This window comes from Streptomyces sp. NPDC059456, assembly GCF_042750055.1.
Classification (GTDB): domain Bacteria; phylum Actinomycetota; class Actinomycetes; order Streptomycetales; family Streptomycetaceae; genus Streptomyces.
This window is the reverse complement of the sequence record NZ_JBHYVA010000001.1, coordinates 59,787-70,490: the sequence shown is the minus strand read 5'-3', so window position 1 is coordinate 70,490 and position 10,704 is coordinate 59,787. Positions and strand designations below refer to the sequence as shown.

At 70.1% G+C, this 10,704-nt stretch carries 17 protein-coding genes and 1 pseudogene; all 18 read left to right on the top strand.

The window, feature by feature from the left end; translation table 11 throughout:
- The first annotated feature begins 170 nt into the window (after positions 1 to 170).
- Entirely contained in the window at positions 171 to 1,196 is a 1,026-nt protein-coding gene (locus ACFXA3_RS00515) for a hypothetical protein (protein WP_385179900.1), read from the top strand.
- A gap of 109 nt (positions 1,197 to 1,305) precedes the next feature.
- Complete coding sequence (locus tag ACFXA3_RS00510) at positions 1,306 to 1,488, top strand: hypothetical protein (RefSeq protein ID WP_385179897.1); 183 nt, start codon at positions 1,306 to 1,308, stop codon at positions 1,486 to 1,488.
- Positions 1,485 to 2,306, top strand: a complete 822-nt coding sequence (locus ACFXA3_RS00505) for a PD-(D/E)XK nuclease-like domain-containing protein (RefSeq protein WP_385179895.1) — start codon at positions 1,485 to 1,487, stop codon at positions 2,304 to 2,306. The genes ACFXA3_RS00510 and ACFXA3_RS00505 overlap by 4 nt, the downstream gene beginning before the upstream one ends.
- 8 nt (positions 2,307 to 2,314) lie before the next feature.
- Entirely contained in the window at positions 2,315 to 3,286 is a 972-nt protein-coding gene (locus tag ACFXA3_RS00500; protein WP_385179893.1) for an AAA family ATPase, read from the top strand.
- A 74-nt stretch (positions 3,287 to 3,360) separates the two neighbouring features.
- The gene (locus ACFXA3_RS00495; protein WP_385179890.1) at positions 3,361 to 3,729 is read left to right on the top strand and encodes a hypothetical protein; all 369 of its coding nucleotides are present in this window, start codon (positions 3,361 to 3,363) and stop codon (positions 3,727 to 3,729) included.
- Positions 3,726 to 3,998: a hypothetical protein gene (locus tag ACFXA3_RS00490; protein WP_385179887.1), complete on the top strand. Its 273-nt coding sequence runs from the start codon at positions 3,726 to 3,728 to the stop codon at positions 3,996 to 3,998. The genes ACFXA3_RS00495 and ACFXA3_RS00490 overlap by 4 nt, the downstream gene beginning before the upstream one ends.
- Positions 3,998 to 4,210: pseudogene (locus ACFXA3_RS00485) on the top strand (WhiB family transcriptional regulator); the annotation flags it as partial. The gene ACFXA3_RS00490 and the pseudogene ACFXA3_RS00485, both read left to right, overlap by 1 nt.
- A gap of 164 nt (positions 4,211 to 4,374) precedes the next feature.
- Positions 4,375 to 4,785: a hypothetical protein gene (locus tag ACFXA3_RS00480; RefSeq protein ID WP_385179884.1), complete on the top strand. Its 411-nt coding sequence runs from the start codon at positions 4,375 to 4,377 to the stop codon at positions 4,783 to 4,785.
- A complete protein-coding gene (locus ACFXA3_RS00475; protein ID WP_385179882.1) occupies positions 4,785 to 5,741 on the top strand; it encodes a DNA cytosine methyltransferase in 957 nt (318 codons plus the stop codon). The genes ACFXA3_RS00480 and ACFXA3_RS00475 overlap by 1 nt, the downstream gene beginning before the upstream one ends.
- A 212-nt stretch (positions 5,742 to 5,953) precedes the next feature.
- Positions 5,954 to 6,895, top strand: a complete 942-nt coding sequence (locus tag ACFXA3_RS00470; protein WP_385179879.1) for a helix-turn-helix domain-containing protein — start codon at positions 5,954 to 5,956, stop codon at positions 6,893 to 6,895.
- Positions 6,892 to 7,653 (top strand): hypothetical protein, encoded by a 762-nt coding sequence (locus ACFXA3_RS00465; RefSeq protein WP_385179876.1) that lies wholly within the window; start codon positions 6,892 to 6,894, stop codon positions 7,651 to 7,653. The genes ACFXA3_RS00470 and ACFXA3_RS00465 overlap by 4 nt, the downstream gene beginning before the upstream one ends.
- Positions 7,650 to 7,835, top strand: coding sequence for a hypothetical protein (locus tag ACFXA3_RS00460; RefSeq protein WP_385179873.1), 186 nt, complete (start codon positions 7,650 to 7,652; stop codon positions 7,833 to 7,835). The genes ACFXA3_RS00465 and ACFXA3_RS00460 overlap by 4 nt, the downstream gene beginning before the upstream one ends.
- Positions 7,832 to 8,158 carry a hypothetical protein gene (locus ACFXA3_RS00455; protein ID WP_385179871.1) on the top strand — a complete coding sequence of 109 codons (327 nt, stop codon included), beginning with the start codon at positions 7,832 to 7,834 and terminating at the stop codon, positions 8,156 to 8,158. Before ACFXA3_RS00460 ends, ACFXA3_RS00455 begins: the two co-directional genes overlap by 4 nt.
- Positions 8,155 to 8,823, top strand: a complete 669-nt coding sequence (locus tag ACFXA3_RS00450) for a hypothetical protein (RefSeq protein WP_385179868.1) — start codon at positions 8,155 to 8,157, stop codon at positions 8,821 to 8,823. Before ACFXA3_RS00455 ends, ACFXA3_RS00450 begins: the two co-directional genes overlap by 4 nt.
- Positions 8,820 to 9,074, top strand: a complete 255-nt coding sequence (locus tag ACFXA3_RS00445) for a hypothetical protein (RefSeq protein WP_385179865.1) — start codon at positions 8,820 to 8,822, stop codon at positions 9,072 to 9,074. The genes ACFXA3_RS00450 and ACFXA3_RS00445 overlap by 4 nt, the downstream gene beginning before the upstream one ends.
- On the top strand, positions 9,071 to 9,538 hold the full coding sequence (locus tag ACFXA3_RS00440; protein WP_385179862.1) for a hypothetical protein: 468 nt from the start codon (positions 9,071 to 9,073) through the stop codon (positions 9,536 to 9,538). The genes ACFXA3_RS00445 and ACFXA3_RS00440 overlap by 4 nt, the downstream gene beginning before the upstream one ends.
- Before the next feature lie 70 nt (positions 9,539 to 9,608).
- On the top strand, positions 9,609 to 9,836 hold the full coding sequence (locus tag ACFXA3_RS00435; protein ID WP_385179860.1) for a hypothetical protein: 228 nt from the start codon (positions 9,609 to 9,611) through the stop codon (positions 9,834 to 9,836).
- 459 nt (positions 9,837 to 10,295) lie between these two features.
- On the top strand, positions 10,296 to 10,694 hold the full coding sequence (locus tag ACFXA3_RS00430; RefSeq protein WP_385179857.1) for a hypothetical protein: 399 nt from the start codon (positions 10,296 to 10,298) through the stop codon (positions 10,692 to 10,694).
- Positions 10,695 to 10,704: the final 10 nt, after the last annotated feature.

Genomic DNA, 10,704 nt, shown 5'->3' with positions numbered 1-10,704 from the left:
ACCATTGGGTTGTTGGCGTAGCGTTGTTTTTTTTATGGGAACGCATTTAGCGCGCGCCGGCCCGCGGGAGAACCGGAGCCCGGAGGGGGGGCACCCCACCAACCACAGCAGGACGCCCCCGCCGCGGCGAAGGCGGCAGGGGCGCAACCCGATCATCCCAGGAGACAGACGTGACCGTCACCATCAACGCCCACAGTCTCGGTCGGCTCATCGACAAGGTCAGCGGCCACATGGGCAGCGAATACACCGAGATCATCCACGGCATCCGCCTCGACGTCGACTCGACGTACCTGTACGCCGTCGCCTCCGACCGCTACACGATGGCCGCCGCCCGCCACAAGCACGATGGGGACGGCGAAGCATTCGCCCGCACCATCCCCGCCCGCTACCTGCGTTCACTCCGCGAGTGGACCACCCTGCAGAAAGGCCAGCACTCGATCACCATCAGCACCGAGCCCGGCCGGCTCGTCTTCGCCTCCCCGGCCGACGAACTGCGGATCGCGGTCACAGACAACCTGGGCTTCCCCGACTGGCGGGGCCTCATCCGCGGTGCTCTCGACGAGCCCGCCCAAGAGGAGCCCTTCACCGCGCTGAACGCCGGCTTCCTCGCCCGCTGGAACGCCGCTGGTGACAGCATCCGGGTCAGGGTGGCCGCCGAGGACAAGGCCCTCGCGATCTTCGCCCCCGATTTCGTCGGCATCCAGATGCCGGTCCGCTACTCCGGGGTCGGACCGGTTCCGGCGCAGTCGTTCGGAGACGCGAAGGGCACATGGGCGTCAACGCTCAGCGGTGGAGCCGACGGCCTGGACATGGCCAAGGACATGCCGGTCGAGGAGCGCCCCAAGTACGAGGTAACTACCGACATTCGGGAGACCGGCGCAGACCTGCTCAAGCACACGCTCAGGTCGCTGACGAAGTCACACGACACGCCCACCACGGACCGGGAGCCCTACCACGCTCACGTTCTCGGTGCGGTCAACGGATGGTCCGCGTACCGGTTCCTTACCGCCCTCTACAGGGCGGACCCGCGGCTCGCCCAGCAGACGGTCAACGAGCTGGCTGGTGAGCTTGAGGGCGGGGAGATCGGCGAGTTCGCCTGGGACGCCGCCGAGGAGGCCGGCTTCGACCCGCAGAAGTGGGCCGACGAGTACGAGGCCCACCTCGTTTCGAAGGCCCTCGCCAGCAGCGCCAACTGATACCTGCCGGGCCGGCTGTGCCACGACCGGCCGGCCCGGCGCCCCAACCGCAGCCCCGGACGGGCGACCACCGCCCGCCCGCGGCCGAGCACACCCTCAAGGACCCCAGATGACCGCCTCGCCGGAAGAACGCATTGAGGAACTCGAAGCCGAGCTCGACGAAGCCCTCACCAAGATCGTCGACCTCGAAGACACCATCGACAGCCTGAAGCGGGCCAACCAGACCCTCGATGAGAAAGTCCAGAACGCCACCGATACGGCCACCGAGATGCTGCGGGACCTGGCCCGATGACCACCGCGACCGAGATCGAGCCCGGCCTGTACGACATCCCTGCCGAGCTCTACCACTCCGACCCGGTACCCGGCGGCAGCCTCTCAGCCTCCGGAGCCAAGGTTCTCGCCGACTGCCCGGCCCGCTACGGCTACCGGCTGACCCACCCGCAGCCCCACAAGCCCGAGTTCGAGTTCGGTACCGCAGCCCACACCGTGGTCCTCGGCAACGGACCGGAGCTGATCGTGGTCGACGCCCCACGCTGGGACACCAAGGAGATCAAGGCCAAGGTGGCCGGAATCCGGGAGGCCGGCAACGTGCCCCTGAAGCGGGCCGACTACCTGCGGATCTGCGACATGGCCCAGGCGCTGGCTGACCACGAGGAAGCCTCGGAGATTCTCACCCCGGGGTCCGGCCTGGCCGAGCAGTCGATCTTCTGGCCTGACGGCCCGATGTGGTGGCGCAGCCGCTTCGACTGGCTCCGCCCCGACCTGATCGCCGACTACAAGACCACCACTTCCGTCCACCCGGACAAGCTCGGCAAGGCGATCCACGAGTACGGCTACCACATCCAGGAGCACATCTACCGGCGCGGCGCCTACGAGCTGGGACTCCTCCCCGAAGGCGCCCCGTTCAAGTTCGTTTTCCAGGAGAAGCAGCCGCCGTACCTGGTCCAGGTCGCCGAGCTTGACCCCGCCGCCCAGTACGCCGGGCTCCGCGACACCCACCTTGCCGCCGGCCGCTACCTGTACGGCCGCGAGACCGGCCACTGGCCCAGCTACTCCGAGACCTCCACCGTCATCTCGCTGCCGCCGTACATCGAGCGCCAGTACGCCTAGGAGCCACCGTGTCCCAGCTTCCCCCGCCCGTCCGAGCCGGCCGAGCGCCTCAGCCGCAGACCGACGAGTACGACGACGGCCCCTTCACCTTCCGCCCGGCCACGAAGGACGGCCACAAGGCCCGCCTCTCCATTCAGGGGCCGTCCGGATCCGGCAAGACCTGGACCGGCCTGAAAATCGCAGACGGCTTCGCGGAAGGCCGCCGATTCGCAGTCATCGACACCGAACGCGGAGCGGCCTCCCTCTACCTCGACGACATCAGGACTCCGTTCGACACCCTGCCCATGCGCAGCTACGACCCCCGCAACCTGGTCAAGGCGCTCGCTGCCGCAGCCCAGGCCGGCTACCCGGTTGTGATGGTCGACTCCCTCACCCACTTCTGGAAGGGAGCCGACGGCACCCTCGACCAGGTCGAACGCTTCGCCAAGGACAAGTTCGGCGGCAACACCTTCGCCGGCTGGGGCCCGGCCGGCGACCTGCAGAACGACATGATCGAAGCGCTCATGACCTACCCCGGCCACGTCGTCGCCACCATGCGCGCATCGCAGAAGTGGGCTCTCGAGCGCGGCCGGAAGGACCCGGTCAACATGGGCATCCAGGCCGAACAGCGCAAGGGCATCGAGTTCGAATTCGGCGTCGCAGCCGAGATGAACAAGGACAACCAGCTCCGGTTCATCAAGTCCCGCTGCCCCGCCTTCCGGGGCCTGGAGATCGACCAGCCCGACGGCGGCCAGGACATCGCCAAGCCGTACCTCGACTGGCTGCGCGCCGGCGCCAAGGAGATCGACGCCACCGCGTGGATCGACCGGGCCAGCGCATCCAAGGTGACTCCCGACAGTCTCCTCGCTCTGTACCGCGAGGTCGAAGCGGCAAGCGCGCTCGCCACCCCGTTCATGCACCCGGAGTCCGGCCAGCCGACGAACCTCGGCGACTACATCCGGGCCCGCGGCACCGCCCTCAAGGCCGCCGCTCAGCAGTAGCAGCACCCGGGCGGCTCTCGCCCAAATCGAGAGCCGCCCACCTCCAGTGAACAGCACGTGAGAGGACCACCGCCATGACCCGTCGCCTCACCGTCGCCGAACGCCTCGCCACCGCCGAGAAGGACGTACTGCTCGCCACCATCCGGCAGCAGTCCAGCTGGGACGTGTTCATCGTCCAGCAAGCGGTCCTCCACTTCGGCACCATCCACGACACCTTCTCCTGCAACGACATCCGGGAGTTCCTTCCCGAGCTGGGCCGCGGCTTCGTCGGCGCCGCGATCAACGGCCTCAACCACGGCGGGATCATCGAGAAGACCGGCGAGCGAGTCCCCTCCGACCTGGCCAGCACCAAAGCCCACGAGATCCGCGTCTGGCGGCTCACCGGTCGCGGCCACGAGATAGCCGCCCAGCGACAGGCCGCACGGCAGGACCGGACGGCATGACCGCCTGGGACTGGGTCGTCCTCTTCGGATCCTGCGCCCTGATCGCCCTCGTCGGCTACTGCTGCGTCCGCGACGGCGCCAAGGACGACAACCGGCAGCCGGCCGCCCGCCCCAACAGTCGCCGCCAGCTCCTCGCAGACCTTGCCGCCTACCGGGCCCTGCGCGCCAGCGGCATCGAGCAGCAGCCCGGCGACCCGTACAGCGACGACCGCATCAACGCCGAGCTCATGTTCATCCCCCACCAGACCCGCCGGACGGAGGAACCCTAATGAACCGCGACTGGATGACCGAAGCACTCTGCGCCCAGACCGACCCCGAGATCTTCTTCCCCGAAAAGGGCGGCAACTACAACGCCGCCAACAAGGTCTGCAACAACTGCCCCGTCCGCCGACAGTGCATCAACTACGCCCAGGCCATCGAACGCGGCCTCGCCTACTCCTACCGGCACGGAGCATGGGGCGGCACCTCCCCCCGCGGCCGAGCCGGAACCGACAGCGAATCCGCCCGACAGGCCCGCGACGCCGGAATCCTCCGCTACCACGCTGCCGGCTGGGACCCGGAAGACATCGCCAGGGTCACCAACTGCCACGCCCGAACCGTCTGGCGAGTCATCAAGGGGCGCCGCGCCGAGCTCGGGGAGGCGGCATGACCCCCACCGCGGCAATCCGGGAACTCCTCTACGCCGGCTACTCCAACGGGGCGATCGTCCGCCAACTGAACGTCAGCCACGTCCGCGTCAAGAAGATCCGCGCCGACCTGGGGCTCCCCGTACACAAGCCCGGCCCCACCCCCGCAGGCAGCCTCGAAGACCTGTTCTGGCGGAAGGCGCAGCCCACCGACGACGGACACCTCCTGTGGCCCGGCAAGACCGGCGGACTCAGCACCGCCGACGGCAAGCACCTGGCAGCACGCGTCGCCTTCCGCATCCGCTACCGGCGCGAACCCGTCCGTCAAGTCCTCCCCGACTGTGGCCGCGAGGGCTGCGTCCACCCCGACCACGTCGCCGACCTGCCCATGCGCAAGACCTACGCCGCCATCTTCGGAAAGGCCGCCTGATGGACCTCGAACTCTTCGCCGGCGCCGGGGGCTTCACCTGGGGCGGGCACCTGATCGGTCGGACCGGCATCGGTGTCGAATGGAACGCCTCCGCGTGCGCCACCCGCCGGATCGCCGGCTGGCCCACCCTGCAGGCCGACGTCCGCCACCAGCACGCCACCGACTTCCCCGACGCCGAGACCCTCACCGCGGGCCCGCCCTGCCAGACGTTCTCGACGACCGGCACCGGCATGGGGCGCATGGAGATGGCCGCGATCCTCGACGGCATCAAGCGGATGCAGGCCGCCGAAACGATCGCCGCAGGCACGTTCTCCGACGACCGCACCGGCCTCGTCCTCGAACCGCTCCGCTTCATCCTCGAAGCAGACCAGGCCGGCCACCCCTACCAGGGCATCGTCCTCGAACAGGTGCCCGCGGTGCTCCCCATCTGGGAGGCCTACGCCGACGCCCTCCGCAGCATCGACTACGGCGTCGCCACCGGCATCCTGCGCACCGAACAGTACGGCGTCCCGCAGACCCGCCGCCGCGCCGTCCTCGTCGCCCGCCTGGACCAGCCCGCCGCACTCCCGGCGCCGACGCACCGCCCGTACCGCAAGGGCGTCCGCCAGGACGAAGGCGACCCGGCCCTGTTGCCGTGGCTGTCCATGGCCAACGTCCTCCCGCACCGCCGCGGTCCCTGGTCGGTGATCTCCAACTACGGCACCGGCGGCGACGCCCGCAATCGCGGACGGCGACGCCACGACGAACCTGCCGCCACGGTCACCGGAAAGGTCAGCCGCAACCGGATCGTCGACCCCGACGGCAACGAACTCCCGAGGTTCACCCACGCCGAAGCCGGGGTTCTGCAGGGATTCCCGGCGACCTGGCCGTGGACGGGGCGAGACATCCCGCAGTTGATCGGGAACGCCTGCCCGCCGCCCCTCGCAGCCGCACTCCTCACCGCCGCCGCGGCCTAGCCCCCACCCGCATCAGCCAGAGAGGCCGCCATGCGCCCCCAGCAGGTAGCTCCCGAACCCGACCCTCCACCGCGCGAGGTCGCCGCCACACCCGACTGGCCGCCCATTGCAATCCCCGGCCGCCCCGGCTGGTGGAGACACCACATCGAAGGCCAGCGAGTCGACCTCCCCACCCAGACCCCTCCCGCGTAAGCAGCCAGAGAGAAGACGCCGTGAGTCACGAAGCCGTGAAGTGGGCCATGGACGACGCGCCCATGCTGCGCACGCCGGCCGGGAAGCCGGACACCACGGCGCGGCACGTTCTCCAGGCCATGGCCGAACACGCCAACGCTCAGGGAAGGAACTGCCACCCCTCCGAGCAGCGGATCCAGTACCGCACCGGCTACGACCGGCGCACCGTTCAGCGGGCTCAGCGGCGCCTGGAGCTGGCCCACCTCATCAAGAGGGACGGCACGGTACAGGACCGGATCCGCTGGAAGCTCGCGCTCGGGACTGTTCGCCCGGCGAGTGACTGGGACGACATCGAGCGGGCTGCGGAGGCGGAGCGGGCAGCGACGGCCGAGCGCGTTCGGCGGCACCGCAAGACCCGCGATGTAACGGACGCAGGATCCGTTACCGAAACGGACGCGAACGCCGTTACCGAGACCCATGTAACGGATTCTGCGTCCGTTAGTAACGCACTTCAAATGCGTTACGTAACGGATTCTGCGTCCGTATGTAACGCACCCAGTGCCGCCCTAACCACCAATGAACCTCCAGTAGAACCACCAACAACCACTTGGGCTGGGGTGGGGTCTTCTACCTACGGTCCCCAGGGGCTCGCGCCAAGCGCCCCAATCGACGACGCCGGATTCGTGGTCACCGACTCGATGCGCCGCTGGGCCGCCGGCGTCTACCCCGGCCTCGACATCGAGCATTCGACGGACCAGTTCGTCAGCCACTACCGGTCCATCGGCGTCCAGCGGCACTCCTGGCCCGACGCCTGGCAGAAGTGGATTCGCGAGGACGCCAAGCGCGCCAGCCAGCGCCAGCAGCAGCGGCCCGGCGGCAACGTCTTCCAGCTCCCCAACGGCCAGCCCCTCACCGGCACTGACGCCACCGTTGCCGGCTGGGCCGCCATCGCCGCCTCATTCGACAACGAGGAACCCGCATGAACGAGAAGGAAGCCGCGACGCTCCTCGGCTACTGCGCAGCCTTCGACAACCGCAAGCCCAGCCAGGCCGCCGCCGTCGCCTGGGCCTCCGCCCTCCACGACGTCGCGCTCGACGCCGACACCAAAGCCGCCGTCGACGCCTACTACACGACCGCCCCCAAGGACCCTGAGACGAAGCTGTGGATCCTGCCGCACAACGTCCGCACCCTCCGATCCAAGATCCGCTCCAAGCGCCTCGAGAACTTCCAGTACGAGCCCATCGCCGGTGAGACCACGGCCCAGTACCTCGCCCGGTACCGCGGCCAGGTCCAGGCCATCGCGTCCGGCCGGGTGCCCGCCCCGACCGAGCGGCCCGCACTTGAGGGCGGCGCCGACCGGTTCGTGCGGGAGCTCGAAGCCCGTGACTGGCAGGGAATGCGTGCGATCGACGAGGAGGGTCGCCCCGTTGAGGCCGAACTGATCGACGAGGTACGCCGGTCCGGCCCGCTCGGCCTCGTCTGCCCCACCTGCCAGGCCGCCATAGGGCGCCCCTGCAAGACGCCTGGGGGCTCCGAGAAGCAGCCGCTCGGGAAACCGCGCGCCAAGCCCCACACGGCCCGCCTGAGGGCCGCCAGCGGACGCGACAGCCAGACCCCCGAGCAGCGGGCCGCCGAGGAACAGCGCATCCGGGACATGTCCGCCCGCCACCTCGCCCGGCAGCAAGCCGAGCCCGAGATCCACGACATCGAGATCGTCGACCCCGAAGGAGACGCCGCATGACCGCGCATTTCATCGCCGTCATCCGCTGCAACGGCGCGGAGGACTGCGGCGCCGAGACCCACACCCCGTTCGAGACGAGCCGGGCCAGCGACGTCCGCGCCTTCCGCAAGCAGGACGGATGGCGCAAGCGCCCGACAGGCCGCGACATCTGCCCCGACTGCTGGAAGGCAGGCCACCGATGACCGACCGTCCCCGCTCCGCCCCGATGCCCGCCAGCCTCCGGCAGGGCCGTCCGCCCCGGCATCCCGCGCTCGCCATCCGCTGCCCCCACTGCGGCGCCGCCCCCGACATGCGCTGCACCACCCGCGCCGGCCGGACCCGCACCGTCCGCCTCGACCCCTGCCCGTCCCGGCTTACTGCCTGGGCCACCGCCCACGCCATCGCGACCGCCGTCTGCCCGACCTGCCAGGTCGCCCCCGGCACCGAATGCCGCACCCCCGACGGCCGCCCCCTCGGAGACATCCACCCCGCCCGCCGTAACGAAGCCGAAGGAGACGCCGCATGAACGAGACACCCGACACCCGCGAGCGATACGCCAACGCGATCCGCCCCACGATGCTCCTTGGTCTGCAGGATGCCGAGCTGCACGACGAGCCTGGTCAGGAACGCATCAACGAATGGGTCGACTGGATCGCCAAGACTCTGGCCGAGGTGCGCGACATCGAGCACGACCTCCTGGAGCAGAGCGTCCAGAACTGGCGTACCGCGGCCGGCGCCAGCATGACCCTCACCGACCGACTTCGCGGGCAGCTCGACGATGTCCGCCGCACCATGGCAGACGCCGGCCTCATTGCCGACACCGCGCCGGACAGCGACGCCAGCCTCGCCGCGCTCGTCAAGCAGGGCCTAGATGACTTCTGGGCCCGCATGAAGCAAGTCGACGAGAAGGCCGACAAGCAGCTCGACGAGCTGGCCGACACCGTGCGGCAGTTCAAGGTGGAAGCCGAGAAGGCGCAGGCGTGGGGCGAGCAGGAGAAGGCTCGCGCGACCCGCTACCGGGGCAAGTACGTCGCCTTCCGGGAACGCGCCCAGTACGCCGAAGCCGCCATTGCCACCGTCCGCAGCATCGCGGACCGCTGGGCCCGCTTCGGCAGTCCCGACCTTCGCACCGCGGCCCGAATCCTCGACGAGGAAGTCCTGGCTCCGCTGGCATCCGAGGCCGACCGGTGAGCCCGCTGGAGCGGGTCCTGGCCGAGGAGTGGCCCGACGGCACCTTCGGCGGCCCGCGGCCCGCCACAGCCCGCTACAGGCCCCGCCACGACCCGGCCGCCGCCCGGCACCGCACCGTCCTCGAGCAGGCACTCGACGGCACCGAATGGCACCAGCCCATCCCCACCCCGCACGGCGCCCGGCGTCGGGCCGACCTCGCCGCCGCCATCCGCCAACCCGCAAACCGCCGACCCCGAAAGGCCAACCGATGACCGAGCCCGCCACCACCCCGGTTGACTTCCGTACCACCCTGCCCAAGCTCACCGTCAGCGCCAACGCCTGGCAGGCCTGGTGGGAGGACGTCGAGATGTGGGACGGCTTTGTGCAGTACGCCGACCTCGACACCGCCAAGCGCTATGCCGCCGCCGCTTACATCAGCGACGAGTACAGCTGGCATGCCGATGACGACCCGGCCGACGAAGCGCCCGACGTGAATCTGGCCTGGAGCTTCGAACGTGGCCGCTGGTATCTCCTCGCCGACGGGCGCGGAACCGGCGTCCAGCTGTACCGGAGCAACACCTACAGCGCCGCCGAGCCGGCCGCCCCGTCGTTGACCGCGATCGCCGACACCCACCTGCCGGCCGCCGACCCGGACTGCCAGTGCCTGCCGGCCAGCCCGATGGCGCCGCGGATCTACGCCGACTGCTGCCTGCCCGCCGCCGACCCTGCCCCGTGACGCAGACAGCCCGCCCCCGATGCAACCGGGGGCGGGCCACCCCGATCATCCCAGACCCGAGGAGAACCCGATGACGTACCCGCCCGCCGATGACCGCCTCCGCCAGCTCCTGGCCCAGGAGATCAACCTCAGCGTCGACACCTGGAAGCTGGCCATCTGGATTGCCGACGGCATCGTCAAGAACCCCGAGATCGGGGCGGAGCTGGAGCGGATCGCGACGGCGCATCAGGCCGGGCAGCCGTGCGGTGACCGGCACTGCGCCCGCTGCTTCGAGGCGGCAGTCGGCGGCAAGTCGTGACCGCGCCCGCCCGGCCGGTGCCACGTACCGACCGCCCGCCGACCTTGGACCAGCTCCTCGTTCTCGCCGACCGAGCCGAACGCGGTCAGCTCACCCCGGCGGAGGCAGCCCGGCTGCGACAGGGCCTTGAGGGTCTCCGCGCGGAACGCCAGCAGGCGGCCGGCCGGGCCAGCTCCGACGCTCGGCAGCGGCGGGCGGTAGCTCTCCGACTGCGGGCCGTCCACGAGTTGGTCCGCACGGCTCGACAGCGGGGCGCGCGGAGCATTCCGGTGCAGATTCTGGCTGCTGCCGTGCAGTCGGAGTTTCGGCTCCCGCCATCCGAGGCCCGTCCGGCGGCCTGAGCGCCCGCCTGACGCCCGAACGGGTCGCGCAGGCCTCCTGGTCCGCTCGGCCCGCCACGCGGCCCCTGAGGGCCCGCACAGCCAATCCGCACCCAACCCGACAGCACGGAGGACCCCGATGATCGAACGCCCGTACACCGACGACGACCTTCGCATCGAAGCCGCCCGCCAGCACGCCGCCCTCACCGCCGACCTCGACTTCACGGGTACTGGCGAGCAGATGAAAGGCCAGGAAGTCACACCTGGTGGCGAGGTGGACTGGGACGACTTCAGGGACGAGACGTTCGAGGCTGCCCAGCGCAGCATCCACGAACTCGTCACCGGCGCCGCCAGCCTGTCCGAGTGGGCCGTCGGCCTCGGCGCTGACGGCCTGGAGCCCGTTGAGCACGCCGTCTCCCTCCAGGCGGACGGTCGGCCGATCGTCCGGGTCCACTTCGCGTTCGAGCCCGGCATGCCGGAGGAGATGCGCATCGCGTTCGTCGAGGGCGTCGCCGAGGAGATCGCCCGCGTCCTCTGACCGCCCTGTC